The sequence below is a fragment of the Pedobacter sp. Bi126 genome (assembly GCF_918698245.1).
Lineage (GTDB): Bacteria > Bacteroidota > Bacteroidia > Sphingobacteriales > Sphingobacteriaceae > Pedobacter.
Genome location: NZ_CAKKMS010000001.1, coordinates 1,266,518 through 1,288,794 on the forward strand (window position 1 = coordinate 1,266,518; position 22,277 = coordinate 1,288,794).

General features: G+C 38.7%; 15 protein-coding genes and 1 tRNA gene. 5 read left to right on the forward strand and 11 right to left on the reverse strand.

Features of this window, described 5'->3' with window-relative positions:
• Window positions 1-109: 109 nt before the first annotated feature.
• The 4 genes from LQ201_RS05050 to LQ201_RS05065 all read right to left on the reverse strand — a co-directional run bounded on the left by LQ201_RS05050 (window position 110) and on the right by LQ201_RS05065 (window position 1,912).
• Window positions 110-183, reverse strand: a tRNA-Ala gene (locus LQ201_RS05050).
• 114 nt (window positions 184-297) lie between these two features.
• A complete protein-coding gene (locus LQ201_RS05055; protein ID WP_230145678.1) occupies window positions 298-504 on the reverse strand; it encodes a hypothetical protein in 207 nt (68 codons plus the stop codon).
• A gap of 71 nt (window positions 505-575) precedes the next feature.
• Window positions 576-1,220, reverse strand: coding sequence for a chloramphenicol acetyltransferase (locus LQ201_RS05060; protein ID WP_230145679.1), 645 nt, complete (start codon window positions 1,218-1,220; stop codon window positions 576-578).
• A complete protein-coding gene (locus LQ201_RS05065; protein WP_230145681.1) occupies window positions 1,217-1,912 on the reverse strand; it encodes an HAD family hydrolase in 696 nt (231 codons plus the stop codon). The genes LQ201_RS05060 and LQ201_RS05065 overlap by 4 nt, the downstream gene beginning before the upstream one ends.
• A 78-nt stretch (window positions 1,913-1,990) precedes the next feature.
• Here LQ201_RS05065 and LQ201_RS05070 point away from each other — a divergent pair, with 78 nt between their 5' ends.
• The 4 genes from LQ201_RS05070 to LQ201_RS05085 all read left to right on the forward strand — a co-directional run bounded on the left by LQ201_RS05070 (window position 1,991) and on the right by LQ201_RS05085 (window position 5,143).
• Window positions 1,991-2,632, forward strand: coding sequence for a Crp/Fnr family transcriptional regulator (locus LQ201_RS05070; protein WP_230145683.1), 642 nt, complete (start codon window positions 1,991-1,993; stop codon window positions 2,630-2,632).
• A 323-nt stretch (window positions 2,633-2,955) separates the two neighbouring features.
• Window positions 2,956-3,564: a hypothetical protein gene (locus LQ201_RS05075; RefSeq protein ID WP_230145684.1), complete on the forward strand. Its 609-nt coding sequence runs from the start codon at window positions 2,956-2,958 to the stop codon at window positions 3,562-3,564.
• 144 nt (window positions 3,565-3,708) lie between these two features.
• A complete protein-coding gene (locus tag LQ201_RS05080; RefSeq protein ID WP_230145685.1) occupies window positions 3,709-4,368 on the forward strand; it encodes a hypothetical protein in 660 nt (219 codons plus the stop codon).
• Window positions 4,369-4,516: 148 nt separating this feature from the next.
• On the forward strand, window positions 4,517-5,143 hold the full coding sequence (locus LQ201_RS05085; RefSeq protein ID WP_230145687.1) for a carbonic anhydrase: 627 nt from the start codon (window positions 4,517-4,519) through the stop codon (window positions 5,141-5,143).
• Window positions 5,144-5,303: 160 nt separating this feature from the next.
• On the opposite strand, the gene LQ201_RS05090 is transcribed toward LQ201_RS05085, so the two are convergent.
• The 7 genes from LQ201_RS05090 to LQ201_RS05120 all read right to left on the reverse strand — a co-directional run bounded on the left by LQ201_RS05090 (window position 5,304) and on the right by LQ201_RS05120 (window position 17,370).
• On the reverse strand, window positions 5,304-6,068 hold the full coding sequence (locus LQ201_RS05090; RefSeq protein ID WP_230145689.1) for an SDR family NAD(P)-dependent oxidoreductase: 765 nt from the start codon (window positions 6,066-6,068) through the stop codon (window positions 5,304-5,306).
• 81 nt (window positions 6,069-6,149) lie between these two features.
• Window positions 6,150-6,989, reverse strand: coding sequence for a 5-dehydro-4-deoxy-D-glucuronate isomerase (kduI, locus tag LQ201_RS05095; protein ID WP_230145690.1), 840 nt, complete (start codon window positions 6,987-6,989; stop codon window positions 6,150-6,152).
• A gap of 86 nt (window positions 6,990-7,075) precedes the next feature.
• Complete coding sequence (locus LQ201_RS05100) at window positions 7,076-8,299, reverse strand: DUF2264 domain-containing protein (RefSeq protein ID WP_230145691.1); 1,224 nt, start codon at window positions 8,297-8,299, stop codon at window positions 7,076-7,078.
• 374 nt (window positions 8,300-8,673) lie between these two features.
• Window positions 8,674-9,858: a glycoside hydrolase family 88 protein gene (locus tag LQ201_RS05105; RefSeq protein WP_230145692.1), complete on the reverse strand. Its 1,185-nt coding sequence runs from the start codon at window positions 9,856-9,858 to the stop codon at window positions 8,674-8,676.
• A gap of 17 nt (window positions 9,859-9,875) precedes the next feature.
• Entirely contained in the window at window positions 9,876-11,993 is a 2,118-nt protein-coding gene (locus LQ201_RS05110; protein WP_230145694.1) for a polysaccharide lyase 8 family protein, read from the reverse strand.
• Between the two features lie 298 nt (window positions 11,994-12,291).
• On the reverse strand, window positions 12,292-14,052 hold the full coding sequence (locus tag LQ201_RS05115) for a RagB/SusD family nutrient uptake outer membrane protein (RefSeq protein WP_230145696.1): 1,761 nt from the start codon (window positions 14,050-14,052) through the stop codon (window positions 12,292-12,294).
• 18 nt (window positions 14,053-14,070) lie between these two features.
• Window positions 14,071-17,370 (reverse strand): TonB-dependent receptor, encoded by a 3,300-nt coding sequence (locus LQ201_RS05120; RefSeq protein WP_230145697.1) that lies wholly within the window; start codon window positions 17,368-17,370, stop codon window positions 14,071-14,073.
• A 356-nt stretch (window positions 17,371-17,726) separates the two neighbouring features.
• Between LQ201_RS05120 and LQ201_RS05125 the strand changes: the two genes are divergently transcribed.
• On the forward strand, window positions 17,727-21,773 hold the full coding sequence (locus tag LQ201_RS05125) for a hybrid sensor histidine kinase/response regulator transcription factor (RefSeq protein WP_230145699.1): 4,047 nt from the start codon (window positions 17,727-17,729) through the stop codon (window positions 21,771-21,773).
• Window positions 21,774-22,277 lie beyond the last annotated feature (504 nt).

Below are 22,277 nucleotides of genomic sequence, written 5' to 3' on the forward strand. Positions count from 1 at the left end.
TTAAATGTATTTATTTAAGATATCAATCGTGCTTATTTCGTGCTGAAAAACCACCATTTCAAAGCACAAAAAAGCCCTTAAATTAAATTTAAGGGCTTAATTATAAGGGTGGAGAATATCGGATTCGAACCGATCACCTCTTCACTGCCAGCGAAGCGCTCTAGCCAAATGAGCTAATCCCCCAATTTTAATATTACTAATAATTAAATAATCATTCGGTAATTGAAACAAGCTTCCTGCCTGAGCAGCAAAAATAGCAAATACTTTCTCGAATGCAAATCATAATTCATTTTTTAATTAATCTTTAGGTTTAAAAGCAAACATGGCCATTAAACAGATTACCGCAAAAACCGATTGCATAGGATAATTAATGAACAGAAAAAGTACAAATGTGGCAATAAGTAACAGCACAAAAAACATAATGGCCTTAAAAACGGTATCCATATAACACATGGCTACAATAGCTAAAAGATAAAAAGGAATAATAACGGCAGCTATAAACATCACCGAAAATAAATTCCTAATATTAACCGAACATTAAATATCCTTTAGGTTTAATTCCTTAAAGGTTTAGGCTAAATATACGCGCTAACCTCTTTTTTGTTTAATAGCTCCTGATAGGCATCTACAAACTGCGCAACGTTATAACCATCCATCAAAGCATGGTTTACATGTATGGAAACCGACATTATTTTTCTTCCGTTTTCATCCCTAACCTTGCCAAAAGATATTTTGGGGCAGCTATCCTGATAAGCAAAATTGCGGGCATGTGATAAGGATGTGAAGTTCAACCAGGGTAATGCCGAATAGTGGATCACATTTTCACCTGATGAGGAAGGGATTAAACCCGTGCTGGCCTGTACCTTTTCGATCTCCTTATTGGCTGATGTTCTAAAATCTTCAAAATCCCTGTAGAAATCCATATAGCCAAATCCGAATGTGCCATTTGGTCTGTTGATGGTAGCTGCAGCATTCACGCTATCGTATTTCCAAACTTCGCCATCAATAATGCGGTAACTAAAAGGCTCTACCTGATTTGCAGCAACCAGCGATTTGTGCAGATAAAGCAGGAAAAAAGAAACTTGATGTTCTTTTGCTTCTTCGTAGGTAGCGGTACAGTCTACTTCTACGGTTACGCCAAAGAAAGGTTCGTCAAAGGCGCTAAAAAATTTAAAATGATCTTTTCTGATCCAGGTATTTATATCTATTTTTTCTTTCATTCAATTAATTTTGGTAAAACCTCAGATAGATTTTCCATCTGATAAAAATTTACATGTTCAATGGTATGATCGATACTTTCATGTACCCATGTGGTATGGAAGGGGATGTGAACGGCATGTCCGCCAATATTCAGTACTGGTAAAACATCCGATTTTAAGGAGTTGCCCAGCATTAAAAACTCCTCAGGTTTACAATCCAGGTGTTTGATCAGTTTTTGATAATCTTTTTCCTGTTTATCGCTCATAATTTCAATATGGTGAAAATAGTGATCGAGTCCTGATTTGGTGAGTTTGCGCTGTTGATCGAGCAGGTCGCCTTTCGTCGCAACCACTAATCTGTATTTTCCGTGCAGGGCTTTAAGTACCTCTTCTACCCCATCAAGCAATTCAACTGGTTTATTGAGCATTTCCTGTCCTAGTGTTATCGCTTTACTAATCACAATAGGGTCTATTTTACCTTCAGTTATCCTCAAAACTGTTTCGATCATACTCAAAACAAAACCTTTAATCCCGTAGCCGTAAAGTGGCAAATTGGCTATCTCAGTTTTGTAAAGTTCGGCCAGAATGCTATGATGAGGCATAAAATCTTCTAAAAGACCTGCAAACTGTTCTTCCGTTTCGCGGAAATATGGTTCGTTTACCCAAAGGGTATCATCAGCATCAAAAGCAATTACGGTAATTTGATTTTTCATTGTTATGCTTACTTTTAATGCGACAAAAGTAACGCAACCAAGACTGCTAAAAAAGGACATTTGTCCTGACTGAAAAATATGCTACGGACCAATCTTACTTTCTTATCCTTTATCGAACGTTTCTGTACCGAAAGTGAAGGGGGAACCATTACACTTAAAAACTTTAAAGCGGGCTATAGATTTATTGAACAGGGAGAAAAAATCAGCAATATCTACATTATTAAAGAAGGAATAAGCAAGTGTTTCATCTCTGAGGAAAACGGCAAGGACTTTATTATCGAATTTTTAGGCAAAGGTGAAGTGGTTGGCGAACTAGAAGCTTTAAAAAAGATTTATTGTTTGTGCAACGTAGCCGCAATAAGTGATGTTACAGCCTATGTTATCCCTGACCATTTATTCCTTTCCCTGATCAATAAAAGTAGTGAATTTACTACAATCTTACTCCAGGAACTGTCTACCAGAATTATACAAACCAGTACACGGGCATCCTTCCAACAACTATATACCTTGGAATATGCACTTTTAAAATTGCTCAAACTACAGGCCGATGAGCATATCTCCATCTCAAAAGAAGACATGGCTGCCTACCTGGGCATCTCCGTAAGAAGCTTTAACAGAAGCTTAAAGCATGTGATAGATAAAGGTGGTTTTGACACGCCCGAATTTAAAAACATCCTACAGCTAAACAACATGAAAACGCTGCTGGAAAGATTAAAATAGTCAACGTATTTGTGGTATAATTATTGCTCAAGGGCTATTAAAAAAAATTTAACTGTAACGTTTCAGTCTTTTGATTCGTTTAAGTAATTGAAATTTAAAAAAACGCATCCGCCGAAAATAATGCCACACAAAAAAACACATACACAAATGAAAAACGACAACCGCCAATTCACCTTAAGATTTCCAAGTTAATCGAATATTGAAGAGCCGAATCTATTTAAAATGGATCACTCTACAATATAATGATATCCTTACTATCATTTAATAAAGCCTATGGCAATTGCCCATTTGCGATAATTGATTTCAGCTAATCTTAATTAAACATGAGTGCTTATATAAACATCTACACCAATTCATTAACAGACGATCTTATCCCAACAATTTTAAAACGTTTAAATGAGCATGAAAATGTTCTGGATATTAACTCCTCTTTTTCATTTAGAAACCCGAATGGAAGCTTGCCTATCGTTTTTAGATGGGACAAACCCAGTTTGGAAATATTTAACGAGAATAACCTAAAACTAAACTTTGGCGTATCCCTTAAATCATTCGACCTTAAGGAATACAAGAAAAAGCTCTTTAAAGACAAAATCATCAAGCAGAGTTTTGTACAAAAGATATTGGGATTATTTAAAAAGAAAAAAAGAAAGGTTGCAAAACCTATAAAACTGAGCGCAGAGGTTGAAGCTCAGCTTCAAAATTACAACAAAGTATTTTCTTTAAAATATCATTCTGGCGATGTTTTCGAAAACCATTTTGCAACCTTAATTGGTGCAATTATTACCGAGCTAACCAATGGCGTTTGTCATTTTACCCAAGAAAACATGTGGTATGATGCTAAAAATGTATTAAGAGAATCGTTGGTTAACTTATATACGCTTGAAGAACTGCCTAACCACATTAACAAGAATGCGGTAGCTGTTGCCAGTTAAAAACATTTTTAAAGTCAATGTTAATCCGCGTTAAACAATAACGGTGATTGATATTGGCTTTTATTTTTCTTCAGATAAATTTAATCGAGACTATAAAAAATCAGATTAAATGGAATATATTCGAACAGATTAACTGCTCGATAAATGAATACATTTGAAGAAACCGGTGGCGTTAGAATAGGCGGTTTTAAGGCAACCTGGCCTTTTGCCACATTAAAAGTAAGCGAATTTAAACTCGAACTTAATGCATCTATCAGGGGCAATTTCGTTTTTAAACGCTCAGATATTATCGCCATTACTCCCCATACTTCTATATTAGGTAGTTCAATCAGGATTACCCACCGAGTTGAAAAATACAATAAAGACATCTTCTTTACCTTTCTGGGAAATGCAGAGGAGCGGGTGGCAGAGATCACACAAACGGGTTTTCTTAATGATACCGAACCTACCCCAAGTTACATTGAGCAGGAGATCAGCCAGCTTCAGGCTCAAACTGGTTTCCCGATTAAAATTCCAGTTGCCGTAGGTATAGTGGTAATCTGGAACTTACTCTTCCTATCCGATTTTTTCAACGTATTTTACACCAGAAAAGAGACAGAAATATTTGGTATTGGTGTTGGCTTAGCGCTTGCTTTCGTATTTTTAATCTGCGTATCATTGCTCACTTCAGACGTAGCCAGACAACTGATATTAAAGAATGGTGGCAGTACCGCTGGCATTAAACCTTTTTTATTTTTCACCGCCTTTATTACATTTATACTATTTATAGCTGGTTTCCTTCCACAATACCTTTCAAACCACTAAACATTTAACAGAAAAAGTTGTTAGTTAAGCTAACGAAAGAGAAGAAGAAGAACTTACCGAAATGAGAGAATCTTTTTTTAGTTTTATGGCGCAATAAATGCCAATTTATCAATACAACATATCCCAAAATTCTATTTAAAGCAAAAGCATGAATGTAGAAGAAGTTTTTAAGAACAACGAAAAATGGATCGCCGAAAAACTGGCCATCAACCCTGATTATTTTACTGAATTATCGAAAGGCCAAAGCCCTGAGTTTTTGTACATCGGCTGTTCAGATAGTCGCGTTACTGCAGAAGATTTAATGGGTATACAACCAGGGCAGGCTTTTGTGCACCGAAATGTGGCCAACCTGGTAAACAACGTGGATCTGAGTGTGATGACGGTTTTAAATTACGCCGTTCGCCATTTAAAAGTTAACCATATTGTGGTTTGCGGCCATTACAATTGTGGAGGCGTTAAAGCAGCCATGCAGCCTGCAGATTTGGGCATATTAAACCCCTGGTTAAGAAACATCCGCGATGTATACCGTATCCATAAAGACGAACTAAATGCCATTGAAGATGAAAGTCTTCGTTATAACAGATTGGTAGAGCTTAATGTTCAGGAGCAATGTGTAAACCTGTTAAAAACAGCAGCAGTTCAGGAAGCTATTTCTGATCGCGGATTAACCGTTCACGGCTGGGTATTTGATATCCATACTGGAAAGTTAATTGACTTGAAGATCGATTTCGAAAAGATTTTGAAAGATATTAAAGAGATTTATAACCTTTATTAACAGCCAGGCGCTTGGCGCTGAGCGTTTAGAGTCCAAAGTGAATAAAAAAACCAGCAGGTTATTTAAAATAAAGAAGTCAAGTTTTGAAAACTTGACTTCTTTGGTATAACCCTCACAGGTTTTATCGTCTTAAATAATCAACTAAAGACTAAGGACTAACCTATCGTCCCATCCAACCGCCATCAACGGTTAAAATTGTTCCGTGAACATAATCGCTGGAAGGTGAGGCCAGAAATAATGTTGGTCCTTTAAAATCTTCTGGCGTTCCCCATCTTCCGGCAGGGATACGCGATAAAATAGAAGTGCTTCTATCCCGATCTTCACGTAAAGCAGAAGTATTATCGGTTGCAATATAACCAGGTGCAATGGCATTTACATTTACGCCTTTTGAAGCCCACTCGTTTGCGAAAGCTTTGGTTAAAGATGCGATTGCACCTTTACTTGCTGCATAACCAGGAACCGTAATTCCACCTTGGAACGACAGTAAGGATGCCGTAAAAATCACTTTTCCGCTTCCTCTTGCAATCATTTCCCTTCCGATTTCTCGGGTTAAAATAAATGGTGCAGTTTGGTTTACCGCAATTACTTCGTCCCAATACTCATCCGAATGTTCAGCAATCGGCTGACGTAAAATAGTTCCGGCATTATTGACCAAAATATCGATAACGGGATGATCGGCCTTTACCTGCGCAGCAAAAGCCAGGGTATTTTCACGTTTACCAAAATCGCACTGGTAAGCATAAAACTTTCTACCCAGTGCTAAAACTTCTTTTTCTATAGTGCTACCTTGTAATTCAAGACTGGCAGAAACACCGATAATATCGGCACCGGCTTCGGCCAAAGCTAAAGCCATTGCTTTTCCTATTCCTCTTTTACAACCGGTAACTAATGCAGTTTTACCTGCTAAATTAAATATGTTAGACATGTTCTTTATTCTATGATGCATTTAAAATCGCTCCATTTCGCTACCGATGAAAAATCAGCGCTGTAGTTGCGATGATGTAGTTTATTTCAATTCGGTGATGGCACAGTGATCCATATCACCATAATCTAAATTCTCGCCAGCCATACCCCAAATAAAGGTATAGTTGCTTGTACCTGCACCTGAGTGAATAGACCAGTTTGGCGAGATTACCGCCTGATCACTCTGCATCCAAATGTGACGGGTTTCCTGTGGCTGGCCCATAAAATGGCAAACACTCTGCCCTTTTGGAACTTCGAAATAGAAATAAGCTTCCATCCTCCTATCATGTGTATGCGCAGGCATGGTATTCCAGACACTGCCCGATTTTAACTCGGTCATACCCATTTGCAACTGGCAGGTTGGCAAAACACTATTCACCAATAACTTATTTATAATCCTATGGTTTGCGGTTTCAGGTGTCCCCAATTCTACAATCTCCGCTTCAGCTTTGCTTACTTTTTTGTTAGGATAAGTGTGGTGTGCAGGGGCAGAATTGATGTACAATTTAGCTGCCTCACCTGGCGCGGCAGATTCAAAAAACACTTCTTTTGTACCCTTACCAATGTATAAAGCCTCTTTATAATCCAATTCGTATTTTTCGCCGTCAGCAGTAACGATTGCTTTTCCACCAACATTGATAATACCCAGTTCCCTACGCTCTAAAAAGTAGGTCGCTTTTAAATCATCAGGGTTTGGAAGTGCTATTTTCTGATCAACAGGCATTGCACCCCCAACAATATATCTGTCAAAATGAGATAAGGTTAGGTTTACCTGGTTGGCCTCAAATACGTTTTCGATCAGGAAATTATCCCGCAAAGCTGCGGTATCCATTTGTTTAACTTCTTTAGGGCTTTGCGCGTAACGGCTTTCGAATTTGTTCATTGGTTAAAAATTGAGTTTTGCGATAAGGCCTGAACCGATATCAGATCCTATCCGCAAATATATTTATACGATACTTATTATTTGTATTAATACTCAACTTTATAATCCTTTTTTATGGTTTCTCCGCTCCAGGCTTTTAAACTGGTCCATGGTGCGGGTGCATCTGTCCAAAATTTATTGTTGGCAGGTAAACCCAAGGTTAAAAAGCCCAGCGTGGCCATGTATAAACTCCCGGTAGAAGTATAGGTATCAGCCACTTCTGGTTGATGACCGTTAAAGCCAAGCACCAACCATCCTTTATCATCAAAATTCTGGTTTCCATCGTACAGCTTATGCATTACCGCGGTTAAGCCGCCACGAACTTGCGATGGCTTTACATATTCTGGCAGTTTTTCCATTAGCGCTGTTTGCGCCAGGGCCTGAAAGGCTGCTGTACGGTAAGTGATCGAACGGCCATAGGCAGGATAAGTACCTTCAGGTGAAATAATTCTTTCCAGGTATTCAGAATAACGTACCATTCTTTTCAAGGCTATATCATAATCAGCCTGCGAGGCTCTTTTCTTATCGACCAATACCTTTAAAAGATCAACCAGCATGGGATGAATCACATAAGAATTGTAATAATCCATGCTAAATTTTTCGCCATCACTGTACCAGCTATCGCCTACATACCATTCCTTCATTTTATTAATTGAGAATTGAACACGGGCAGGATCGTACTGCTCGCTAATGCTCAATAAAAACCCTTCAGTTAAGCCCGAAAACAATAACCAGTTATTGTAGGCACCACTTCTGGTGCGCAGCGATTTAAATGCTTCTATAAATCTTTTTTTGGTGATTTCATCAAGCGGCTCCCAGAGTGCTTTTGGTGCACGCAAAAAAGCATGTGCAACATAAGCAGCATCAACAATAGGCTGATTTTCGGAGCGGTAACTGATATAATCAGGACTTGCAGGATTTACCGAATTGGCCAGCGCTTTTAAAAGCTCGGTACGCATGTTTTTTCTGAGTTTACCTTCTGCAGAGTTGTCATCCGGCAAAGCCAACCATGGCGCAACTCCTGCAATGGTACGGCCCAGGGCTTCGAGATACGTAACTTTGGCTACGTTTAAGCCATAGCCAGGGGCTTTTTCTAGCGGCATGTTCTTTTTTAAAGTTTCGTTTGCCAAATTATGGATTACTGGATAGGCAATACGGTTTAAGGTTTTAACCCAAAAAGCACGGTCTTCGGCACCTGTTGTAGGTTTCTTTTGTGCGTTTGCGAACTGAGAAAAAATCAGCAGGGCAGAAAAAATCAGTTTATATTTCATTATCATTATATATGTGAGTGTGATGGCTCACTCGGGTTATTTTTAATTATTTGGAGAGCAGGTTTCTGTGCTACGATTCAGGTTTCTTCCCGTTTTACGTTTTACTTCTCCCGATGAAAAATCGGGCTCGTGTTCACTTTAATCGGGTCTAGATGGCACGGTAAGCATTACAATTATTGGCAGTCCTTGCACAAGCCCTAGTTCATAAACCCGGCAGTAGCGACAGCCTCCGATTCTTCATCGGAACTATAGCGAATAACGGGACTGCTGTTTCCCAAGCACTGCCGAACGCTCGTTTCCAAATAAAACAAAAATTCAATACCTGCTGGTCAATTCAAAACAGCTATTCCGCTTAAACCTTTATTTAATATTTTCTATAAATACCATTTTTTATACCTGGCCAATGCTTCCAAATAATAATAATCGGCATAAATTAAAGGTACATCTATTTCGCTGTTTAATGGATAAGCGCCTGTGCTGTGCATCAACAAAAAGCCACCGTTTTCACCTAATTTAGCATGATAAGCACTGCTCGAAAGCGAATAGATCATGGTTTCGGCTGCAGATTTGAATGCTGTTTTTTCGCTCCCTGAAGTGTACTGACCAAGCTCTAACAATGCCGAAGCCATCAGTGCGCCTGCAGAAGCATCGCGTTTGGCAAATGGAATCCCCTGTGCATCGAAATCCCAGAAAGGAATTTTATCGGCAGGTAAATTTGGATGGTTCAATATAAAGTGCGCAATACCCTTGGCCTGTTTTAAATAGACCGGATCTTTGGTAAATCGGTACATCATAGTATAGCCATACAAAGCCCAACCCTGTCCACGCGACCACGCCGAACAGTCTGCTGCGCCCTGCCACGTTGCCTTCCTAATTACCGCTCCTGTTTGAGGGTTATAATCTACTACATGGAAAGAACTGAAATCCGGGCGGAAATGATTTTTTAAAGTAGTATTGGCATGGATAACCGAAATTTCTTTATACTTTTTATCTCCTCCATTATCGCTTGCCCAGTTCATCATTTCCAGGTTCATCATATTATCAATAATTACAGGACACTCCCACATTTTACTTTTATTCCACGATTGGATAGATTTTACAACAGGGCGGTAACGTGTAGCCAAAGATTCGGCCGAACGCTGAATCACAGCCTTATATTCTGCTTTGCCGGTTAAACGGTAAGCATTGCCAAAACTGCAGTACATCATAAAACCTAAATCGTGGTTTCCGGTATAAGTTTGGTTCGGTTCTATCTCTTTTAAGGCTGCTTCTGCCTCTCGCTTAATGTTCTGATCTTTAGTTTGTTCGTATATGTACCACAAACTGCCCGAATAAAAACCGCTGCACCACCATTTAATATCGTAGTTGATAGGTTTACCTTTGTCGAAACTTTGAGGTGTTTTACCTTCTGGTATATTTTTAGCGAGTACTTTATATTGGCCGACTGCAAATTTAAATTCATCATTAATTAACTGAGCCATTGGCTTCTTGGTGGTTTGGGCAAAGGAAACTGAACTGCCAAGCATCACCAATGCGACAGCGAAATTGATTTTTTTCATAATTTAATAGATGTGTATTATTCTTTTATTTTAAAACTTGCTGTAGCACCTGCAAAAGCACCATTTGGCAAATTACAATTTATACTTTTTGACATCGATAATCCTGGCAGCTTTAACAACACACTTATAGTTGCATTTTCCTGTGCGGGATCTGCGATATATAACGTAGGGTTTTTACCGTTTAAATCTTTAATGTAAACCGTACACGGCTGATCTACCTGAAGAGAAAGGCCATTGGCAACCAGTGTTCCCGCTTTATAAAAAACGGCCTGCAACATATCCAGTCCGGTATGTTTTACAGCTTGCAGTTCATCTGTATTTTTTAATACCTGTATCATCGATCGGTTGTATTTTTTTAAACTCGCAGCGTCAATTCCTGGCACAACAATATACTGATAGCTGGCATTCTGAGGATTTTTGCCATGATTTAACCAAATCTTAAATACATTATGTTTGAGTTCGGTTTTACCTTGAAAATGATTGATGCGGTACCAGTTTCCGGTTTGGGGATTATTGCTGATTTCTAAATTCCCACCCTGTGGAAAAATATACCCAATACTATCATGAAGTGCCCAAACTTCGCTCTCGCCTTTAGCCTGTGTTCCATTTGATGAAATTACATTCCCCCTAGACCAAGCCTGATTAACAGTTGTGGTAATATTTTCTTCCGAATCGCTCCTAATCCCGGCACCTAAACAAACCACTTCCTGATCGAAAAAGAACCATGCTTTTTTTGCTTGAACACTATCATAGTTTAAATCGTAACATGAAACGCCATAAACACCATCACTAACGCCCCCCACAAATTTGGTGGTACCTGGAATTCCCCAGTCACTTTTAATAGTTGCACCATTATCATCGGCATAATCTCTACTGGTGGTTCCAGGGATTTTATCCCATTCCCAAACAGGCATCAGGTTGGCATATTCCGATCCGCTACGCTGGATATTGGTTGCCCCATCGGGGAGAAATTTCCCCAATATGTTTTCATTATTACCGCGTTCTGTCCGTAAAGTTCTCGTTGATGCCGTTTGCACACTAAAAGTATAATCGGGGCGAAGGTGCAGGGTATAGCCGCTTTTCCAAAACTGGTTATGGCTAGACAAAATTTTATAACTGGGCAGTTCCGCCCCCGAGGTCCGTTTAACCGAAGCATCCCAATATGCGGCATTTTCGGGATCGAAAAGTTTAATTTTATTTACCATACCGCCCAGCCCGCTGCTCAAAGAGTCTTTGCGGCTAATCCCTCGTCCACGCACATTAAAATCGTAAAACGATCCTCTTATGGTTTTTAAGAAAGTATTTTTAAGGTAATTGACCAAAATAGCCAACTGATCTTTCGGCAAAGCATATGCTGTTTCCCGTAAATAGAAAGCAGCATTAACCGAATTTCCGGCAAACACCCTTCCATAACTGGCAATAGCCTGCTGTTTTCCGTGCTGGTAATAACTCCCATCAACCTGAACGCCTTCTTTTCCTTCGGTTATGGCAATAGGCTCGAAGAGGTATTTTGCGGCCGAATCGAGCGTTGCCTTGTTTTGTGTTAGGCAAGCCCGGTATAAATAATGTAATGCTTCATCAGAGGTGTTGGCACCATCACCAACTCTTAATTTTCTGATCATCCTTTTGATCAATGCATTTTCTAGCGCTGGTGGAAGTCCTGCCTTTGCGCTGCGCATTAAAATTAAGGTTTGCCCGATTGCTTGTGGATAAAAAATATCGTTGTACCACCAATTCTTGTTCTTCGGGTTTTTATCCAGCCAGTTCTGTAAAGATTTAACAATAGCACTATGCAGCTCGGCGTTATTATAAAGTTTGTTCGACGGGCGAATGTAAACTGTCGCCATGTCTTTGATCCGTTTTAACGGATCATATTGCACATCGGCATAATTAACATCCTGCCAACTTCCATCGGCATTTAGATTTTTAAGATGATTGCCAACCTCTTCGGCCAATGCCTTATCTTTAACAAAAGTCTGTAAATCATTATTTATACGTTGCAGAATGACATTATAAGGTTCGATTTGAGCCTTCACTCCTACATTCATCAGCATGAGGCCTCCCAGCAGGAATCCAAATCTAACTTTTCGCTGAGCCTTTATCTTATTGTTTGTTTTTTCAATTATGGCAAACATGTTTATTTTTTATTAAGCAAACCAGTTTAGGTATTCGCAATAAAGAATTTGCAAAAAGCAATTCAAATTTGATTTTTCACTTCATTTAAAAAAGCCACCAAGCTAGGCAAGGTGGCCCCAAACTAACGATACTAACCATTTATTTATCAGATTGAACTGATATTCCTTTATTTTCTACCAGCCTGGATTTTGGATCAATGTGGTATTCTACATTGAACAAAAAGTAAGAAGGTAGAAATTCAGCAGTTAAAAAGGCCCGCTATCATAATAGCGGCCTAAAGCTAATCCCACCAAATATCTAATTTATCCAACCTGCGTTTTGAGTCAGGTTAGGGTTTCTTTCTATCTCTACCGCCGGAATTGCCCAATTGTAAAGATAATCACCTTTAAATGAGTAAGCATATACAACCTTGCCCCAAGCCTGTTTTACGCCGTTACCTGCGTAAAAAACTTTATCCTTCCAGCTTTTCCATCTCATTTCGTCGAAAAAGTTAATACCCTCATTAGGAAATTCTACTCTTCTTTCGTTACGGATTCTTTCTCTTAAATCAGTTTGACTTGATACAAATGTTGGCAATGCTGCATTTGTATTTTGAAGTAAAGCTACGCCAGCACGAGTTCTTACTTCATTTACTTTTGCAGTGGCTTCAGCAGTTAAACCTTGTTCGTTAAGCGCTTCCGCCCACATTAAAAGTACATCAGCATATCTGATTAAAACCAAGTCTGTGGGCCCATAATCTCTTGCGGGTGTTTCTGCTGTACCTTCATAAACATATTTTCTATATAAATAATAGAACAAACTTTGCGTATCTGTACGTAAATCTCCGTTTGTTGCTGCTTCAGCGCGATATGGCCATCTGGATGTTACAACTGCATTTGCACCACTAAATACACCAAGGTAAGTAGAATACGGCGTAATAACATTGGCTGCCAGCCTTGGGTCGCGGTTGGTGTAAGCTTTAAGCAAACGGGCTTCATTACCGGTTGGCAAATAAAGGCTCATTTTTGCGCCTCTTGTTGTTGCTGCCGTAATTTCTGCAGCTGTTAAGTTGTTTCTTAGAAAATAAACTTCTCGCTCCGCAACCGTTAAAGCAGAATAACCCGGAATTGCAATTTCCCAATCAAATTTAGAACCATCTGCATTTTCATACAGATCAACCAAATTTGGCGAAACATGGTAGGTGTTCCAACAAGATCCAAAAGAAGAACGTGTACCACAATAAAATTGGGTATCAGATCCAAAACCGGTTATAGCTATGTTCTGAATAGAAAATATCATTTCGCTTGATTGCTCATTTGCGGTTTTAAACAAATTGGAATAGTTGGCAAATAAGGTATAACCAGCGTCTTTAACTTTACTAAAATCTGCCGCGGCTAAATCCCATTTTTGCGTATATAAATAAGCTTTACCTCGTAATGCATAAGCTGCGCCTTTTGTAATGTGGCCATACTGTGCATTACCACTTACATATCTATCGGGCAAATTTGGTTCAGCTATGGCTGCATTAAGATCGCTAACTACCTGTGCCCAAACTTCTGCTTCAGTTGAACGTGCTTTTGTTGCATCGGCTGCAGTAAACGGTTCTAAATAAATTGGTACACCTTTATAAAGCTGGTTTAACCTTAAATAAAAATATGCCCTTAAAAACTTACATTCTGCAATGTATCTTGCCTTCTTTTCAGCAGATGAAGGAGATTTTAAAGGAATATTTTTAATCGCATCATTGGCCCTTTGAATCCCTTCATAAAGGTTTTGCCAATGTGAGCTAAAATATCCGTTTGATGCCGTAATTGTACCGGAAAGTAAAGATTCAGCACCAGATGTTTGTCCCGTAAAACCTAAAGCATCCATTTGGTAAAGCTCTAGCCCGGAAGCACCACCTGAGGTCCATCCGTATCTTAAAACTGCATAAACACCAGTTACACCCTGATCGGTTAGGTTATCACTCGTCCACATTGTTTCTGAGGCAATCTGCGAATATGGAGCGGTTTCAAGTAAATCTTTTTTACAACCAATAAGAATAACGGTTGTAAATATTATAGTTAAAATCTTTTTCATTTTCTTCTTTCTAAATCGTTAAAAAGTAACATTTAATCCAACAGAATATTGACGCATTGTAGGATAGCCAACACCAGCCCCAATTTCAGGATCTAAACCAGGGTAATTGGTTATGGTCCAAAGGTTTTCGCCAGATACATAAATCCTGGCCCTGCTGATTAAAGCTTTTTTCGAAATTTTTTCAGGAATGGTATAACCAATCTGTAAGTTTTTCAATTTCAGGTAGGAGGCGTTATACAAATAAAAATCGCTGGCTACTGCTGCATTCTGTGCATCGGTCGTGTTTTTTAATCGAGGATAGTGCGCCATAATATTGTTAGCAGGATCGCTTGGATTTGCATCGTTGTAATAATAATGGTCATTGGCAATTAATGTATTTACCGCGTTACCTAAGGATACGACAGAATTGTTATAACCTGTAGCATTCCAATAATACCACATGCCTGCACTTCCAGACCATAACATAGACATATCTACATTTTTATAAGAAAAGTTCATATTGAACCCGTAGTTATATCTTGGCGTTGATGATTTATTCAGGAACTGAGAATCAAAAGCATTGCCATATAAGCCATCGCCATTATTATCTGCATAGATTAAATCGCCGTAATAAATTTTAGTTTTACTTACGCCGCCAGTTGGCTGGAAAGTATATCCTGCTGCAATCATTGCATTTAACCAGGCCATATCATCAGGGGTACGGATCATACCGTCTCTTGGCCCGCCATTTACATCAACTTTTCCATCGGCAAAATAACTTCCGTTCCCTTTGTAAACAGTTTGAAGGTAATATTCATTGATTTCATGTCCTTCCAGAATTCTGTTAGTACTTCCACTGGAAACATTACCTAAATTAGAAGTATATACCCTGTTTCCCAACGCATCGGTTGTATAACCCGCATTGAGTGAACCTTTGTATTTAGAAACTCTGTTGAAGTTGTAAGCAAAATTTCCCGACACACCGTATTTGAAATCACCAACTTTGCCATTATACCCAAGTGTTAGCTCTAAACCTTTGTTAGATACTTCTGCAATATTTTGAGTGGCAGCTGTTGCGGTTCCTGTGGTTAATGGTATGGTTGGTGTAAACAAAATACCGTCAGTATATTTCTTGTACAAATCGATTTCGAAAGTCAGTGCACCTTTAAATAAGTTACCATCTAGGCCAATATTGGTGGTAGTAGTGGTTTCCCATTTCAAATCGTTGTTTGCAAACTTTGTTGACACTAAACCAGTTGACTGTAAGCCATTAAAAGAATAATTAGTAGCACCATATACCGCCTGATAATCATAATTACCTGAAGCATTGTTACCTGTTTTACCCCATGATACTCTTAGTTTTAGATTACCTACGTAATTGTTTAGGCCTTCCATAAAAGGCTCTTCCGAAATACGCCATCCCGCAGATAATGCAGGGAAGAAACCCCATCTGTTATCAGCTGAAAATCTTGATGAGCCATCATACCTAAAAACACCTTCTAATAAATACCTGTTTTTGAAAGCATAGTTTAAACGGCCAAAGTAAGAACGTAGCGCATAATCATATTCATCTCCTGATGCAGAAGTTAGTGTTGTTCCAGAACTCAGGGTTGTAATGGTCTCATCAATTAAACCTTTTTTGCTCGCACCAAAATTGTAATAGTTATAATAATATTGATTATAACCCGCCAAAACCCCAATGTCGTGCACTCTAGCAATTGTAGTTTTGTAATTTAAAATATTATCAATGGTATAAGCATAGTTTTTATTAAAACCATAATTTGTACTTAATTGATCGGGCGTTGCAGCAGCACTTTTTAAAATGTTAGAAGCAAAATTCCAGCGCTCATTAGTTATCGAATGGTTATTAAACTCTTCCTGGCGAGCCTGGTAATTGAACCTTGTTTCAAAATTTAATCCTTTTAAAATATCAAATCTTGCAAAAACTGTAGTATTAATGCGGGTTTCGTTATCATCACCTCCGGTACTGTATAAGTAGGAAGAAATATTATTTGCTGTTGAAGATTCTTCAGCAGCTGCCGGGAAACCATACTTACCATTATATACGGGATAAACGCCCGGCGTAGTTTGACGTAAGAAGTTAAATGCATTGTCTGTACTTGCCAAACCATAAGTTTGGTTAGAGGCAAAAGTTTGTGTACCGACAGTTAAGAAACTGGCAACTTTCGATTGCAAATTAATCCTCAGGTTATATTTATCCGAACCTGTATTTGCCATTGTACCGGGGTTGTTAATGTAAAATGCCGATAATAAGTACTGTGTATTTTCACTACCACCGTTTAATGAAATATTATGCTGTTGTGCAAAATTATTCTCAAAAATTTCTTTACCCCAATCCGTATTTGGATAAGCAACATAATTTGGAATTCCCTGTGTTGTGAAACCATCAGGATTAGCATTAGCTGTAGCCCATAATGCCATTGTTGCATCAGTATAAATTGGTGTTTGTCCCAGGTTTTTGTACCCCTCATTTACTAATTGCATATGGGTAATGTAATCGGTTACAAAGGTTGGCAAGTTTGCAGGCTTAGCTACTGAACCAATACCACTGTAAGTAACTGTAGTTTTCCCTTGTTTACCTTTTTTTGTGGTAATTAGTATTACACCATTAGCCGCTAAGGAGCCATAAATAGAGGCAGCAGCAGCATCTTTTAAAATAGAAACCGTTTCCACATCATTCGGGTTTACGGCATCCATGCTACCCACAATACCATCCACAATGATCAAAGCATTGTTGCTGTTTAATGTTCCTGTTCCGCGGATTCTGATCGTAGCACCGTCTGAACCAGGTTTACCTGAAGCCTGTCTAACCGAAACCCCCGAACTTAAACCTCCCAAAGAAGACGAAAGGTTGGTAACCGGACGGTTTTCAATTGATTTAGCATCTATTGTTGCCACCGAGCCAATAACGTTTACTTTCTTTTGTACACCATAGCCAACCACCACAACATCGTTCAAACTATTATTCTGATCTTGTAAGGTGACATTCAGACTTGTAGAATTACCAACAGTTTCTTCCTTTATATCGTAACCAATAAAAGAAAAGACAAGTACACTTTGTGACGAGGGCACTGTTATAGAAAATTTACCGTCGCCAGTGGTTAATACCGCCGTTGTAGTTCCTTTTACTTTTACACTTACTCCGGGCATTGTTCCTCCTTGAGCATCTTTTACTGTTCCTGAAATTTTTATAGATTGAGCAAAGGCTGTAAATGCCGTAAAACTCAAAAGCATTATTAGTGAGAATAGTTTTACCGGGTAGTAAAAACGGCTCAGTTTTGCTTCTCCAATTTTGAGATGTTTGTAAAGTTTATCCATTTTTTGTTTAGTTGATTAACATTGGTTTTCTTAATCGCAAAAAATTATGGGCATAACCTGTGGCTAACACCAGCTAGAATAATTCTGGCTACTATGAAAGGATATCGGCTTAAACGGTTTGGTTTTGCTTTAATATTTGGTTATTCAAAATTGTTGCTTTGGAGGCAAAGAGAGGGGATAAAATCCTAAACAAATAGGTATAAAATTCTAAAGAAAAGCAGAAAAAAGCATTAAATAGGGCAAATGAGCGGATAAAATCTTAAAATTGCCTCACCAAACGTATTTGATTTTTATAATAGAAACATTTTGTACTTTTAATCAGGTAAAAGCTAACCATCCCTCACTTTGTGCCAAACATGAAATACCTGCTAACAATTACTTTAGTATTTTTTATCATTGTAAGTAACGCCCAAAACAAACATGCTTTTAAACACCTCAATGTAGAAAACGGGCTCTCGCAAAGTTCGGTATTGTCTATCGCCCAAGATGGTAGAGGCTTTATGTGGTTTGGCACCCGGTTCGGGTTAAACAAATACGATTCTAAATCTTTCAAGGTATATTATCACGAAGATAATAACAAGAAAAGTCTGAGCAATGCAGCCTTTCTCTCGTCTATTTTGGCACTAAAAGATGGAACATTATTAATTGGTACCCAAGACGGGCTGAATAAATATAATGAAGCGAATGATAACTTCGATTGTTACAGGCACAATGACAAAGATCTCAACAGCATTAGCAGTAATGTTATAAGGTGCATTTTTCAGGATAAAAAGAATCGTGTTTGGATTGGTACGCCGAATGGCTTGAACCTGCTTAGCGCCAATGGGAAGTATCAATTTAAACGCTTTCTTTATGGACAAAAGCAACGCCAAGAAGTTTATGCCATTACCGAAGACCATAATGGAACCTTATGGCTAAGTACAACTTATGGTTTAATGAACATGAGTTTTAAAAATGGCAAAACCCACTTCAGGTATTTTAAGGGTTTTAGTGAAGCGCTTAACAAAGCAATAGATAACCATATTACCGCTATGGTTGAAGACCCTGAAAATAATTTATGGATCGGCACCAAACAAACCGGTGTAAGCAAATTAAACCTTATTACCGAAGCCATTACCACTTACCGATATTCCAGCCTTAACAAAGAGGGCATTAGCAGCAATAATGTCCGCAAAATTATGTTGGATCAAGAAGGTAAATTATGGATCGGAACCTTACATGGCATTAACATCTACAATCCTGCCACCAAAAATTTCAGCTCCCTACATAATGTCCCTGAAGACCCCGCTAGCCTAAGCCAAAATTCAGTTTACGATATTTATCAAGACCGGCAGGGCATAATATGGGTAGGCACCTATTATGGCGCCATTAACATGGCTTACCCTAACTATACGCCCTTTAAGGTTTACAGAAGCACCACCGCAACAAATGGCTTAAGCAGTAACGTAGTCAGCTCAATCATGGAAGATCAGCGCCAAAACCTTTGGATCGGTACTGAAGGAGAAGGACTAAATTATTACGACAGGAAAAACAATACTTTTACCCGATATAAAAACAACCCCAACGATCCTAAAAGCTTAAGTGCAAACCTGGTAAAATCGATTATACGGGATAGAAAAAACAGAGTTTGGATTGGGACCCATTATGGTGGATTAAATCTTTTTCAGCCAGAAACCAAAAATTTTGTCAGATATACCAGTCGCAAAAACGATACTTTATCTATTAGTAATGACGAAATTACAGCCGTTTTTGAAGATAGTTATGGACGCTTTTGGGTAGGCACCAACGGTGGCTTAAATAGCTTTAATAGCACCACCGGTAAATTTATCCGCAATCGGATAAACGGCTTAACCGATGCGGTATATTACATTTTTGAAGATGCCAATGGAAACCTGTGGGTAGCTACCAACTCGGGGCTTTACGAACTGAAAAAAGGTAGCCAACAATTTGTAAGCCGTGTTGCTGCCGATCCGGGAATTTTAACGTATAACGAAATCACTTGTTTAACTGCCGATAAAGAAGGGCATTTGCTCGTGGGTACCTCGCGTAATGGCTTATTTAAGCTCAATCCCGATCGACATCGCTATACCAGAATTACCACTTTAGATGGTTTAACCAGCAATAACATCATGGGCATACTGGAAGATGATTTTAACAACCTATGGATAACTACAAACAAAGGTTTATGCAAATACAACCCCAGGCAGAAAACTTTTAAAACCTACAACGTTAAAGATGGCCTGCCGGGCAACGAATTTAATTACAAATCATTTTTGAAAGACAGTGAAGGTGCCTTTTTCTTTGGTGGATTAAGCGGGATGGTGAGCTTTTTCCCTAACGAAATCAAAGAGAATAAAAATACACCACCAGTTATTTTTACAGGATTAAAATTGTTTAATAAACCTATAGCCCTGAATACCGACGATGGTTTACTTAAACAGAACATCAGCACCATTAAATCAATTACCTTCAAATCAGACCAGAATGTATTTTCTATTGATTTTACCCTACTTAACTTTATAAAATCTGATAAAAACCATTATGCCTATAAACTAGAGGGTTTTGAAAAAAACTGGAACTATGTAGATATCCCGTCGGCAAGCTATACTAACCTATCGCCAGGAAACTACACCCTGATGGTGAAGGGAGGTAATAATGATGGCCTTTGGACCAACAAAACCAGCACATTAGCTATTAAGATTTTGCCACCATTTTATAAAACCTGGTGGGCTTACCTGTTTTACTTTTGTGCTTTTGCAGCCGTTTCTATTGTATTTATACGCTATTTGTTAATAAAAGCTGTACTTAAAAAAGAAAAAGAGATTAACGAGCACAAACTTGAGTTTTTTACTAATATCTCTCACGAAATACGTACACCTTTAACCCTCATTGTTGGCCCCTTAGATAAATTGATTGAAAACGCCAAGGACAACCCCGCCCTGAACCGGGATCTGCAGCCGATAAAAAATAATGCCGACCGTTTAATGAACCTGGTTACCGAACTGCTCGACTTTAGAAAGGCAGAAAGCGGAAAAATGGCACTACATGTAAGTCCTGGCGATGTGGTAAAGTTCTGCAGGGAAATATTTCTGGCGTTTCAGAACATGGCCATTGCCAAAAACATCGATTATCAGTTTGAAACAACAAAAGCAGAAATTGAGCTTTATTTTGATAAAGTTCAAATGGAAAAAGTGATGTTTAATCTACTCTCAAATGCCTTTAAGTTTACACCTGTAAACGGAAAAATCAGCTTAAAAATAGAGGTTGAAAAACAAATCGTTAATATTAAGATCTGCGATAATGGCAAGGGCATTCCATTAGAAAACCAAGCCAATTTATTCACCAATTTTTATCAGGCCAATGCCACTACAACTATTGGTACAGGTTTGGGCTTATCGTTCTCTAAAAGCATTGTAGAACTGCATCATGGGCAGATCAGCTTCGAAAGCACACCTAAAAACGGCAAAGCCTTTGGCAATACCGCTTTCACAGTAAGTTTAAAAATAGGCAAAGCACATTTTAGTCCATCCGATTTTATTCCCGACTATGTTTATTACGACGATGCCTTAAATTATAACCTTAATGCAACGCAGGTAACCGAACAAATTAAGCAAGATGATGTGCTGCCAGATGACTCAGAGAAAAAGAGAAAAAACAGCATCTTACTCGTGGAAGATAATGAAGATGTAAGAACCTTTATTAAACAGGCTTTAAGCCCCGCATACCAGATTTACGAACGCGAAAATGGAGCTGCCGGGCTAAATTGTGCTTTAGAGCTGATTCCGGATCTAATTATCAGCGATGTAATGATGCCCGTAATGGATGGCTTAGAATTATGCCGGAAACTTAAAACCGATGAACGAACCAGCCATATCCCTGTCGTTTTATTAACGGCAAGATCGGCTTACGTACACCAGGTAAACGGTTTCGAAAACGGTGCCGATGCTTACATCATGAAGCCATTTAACTTAAAAATATTGGAGCTGAACATCCAAAACCTGTTAAATGCGAGGGAAACCATTAAACAAAAGTTTGCGCAGGTAATTACGCTCGAGCCTAAAAACATGGTGATTAACACCACAGAGCAAAACTTTTTGAATAAAATTATCCAGATTATCGAAGACCGGATTGCCGATCCCGATTTTGATGTACCCACCCTATCTTCAGAAATTGGCATGAGCCAGCCTGTACTCTACAAAAAAATAAGGGCCCTGACCGACCTTTCGGTGAACGATTTCATTAAATCGTTGCGGATAAAAAGAGCAGCCCAATTACTCAAGCAAGGCACCGGCAATATTGCCGAAATTGCTTATGCAGTGGGTTTTAACGATCGGAAATATTTCAGTTCAGAGTTTAAAAAACATTTCGGCAAAACCCCGAGTGAGTTTATGGGTAATGATTAGTTTGCAAACGCTTTGCGGAGCATTAAAAAACGTTATTTATATTGATTCATCCATGAATTAATCTCTATCAATGACAGACTCCAATAGAGTGGTCGTCTTTTCCGCGCAGGCCTATGGTGTGGACACATCTTTTTGAGTTTTATTTTTTAGGCGTTTTGCTAGCTTCCTTAAATAACACATTGTTTTAACCGAAGAACGCCGTCAATCCCAAGGGCCGGAGAAATCAAAAAAACAGGTGCAGAATAGAACAAATAGCATTACCAAACCTAAAACGCAGTGGTTTTGTGTTCATAAAGCTAATTTAAAATTTTAAAGAAGTATTGAACACAAACCCCGAAGGGCTCAATCAGACAGAAGAAAACGGAGACAACAGCTGATTAAACGAAGTGCCGCTATTTTTTGATGTGTATAGGATTGTGTAAAAGGCCCATTGCTGGATTGACAGAGCGCTTTGGGTACTTTGGCGCTCCAAAGTACCATGCCACCGCGGTATAGAGCGGAAAA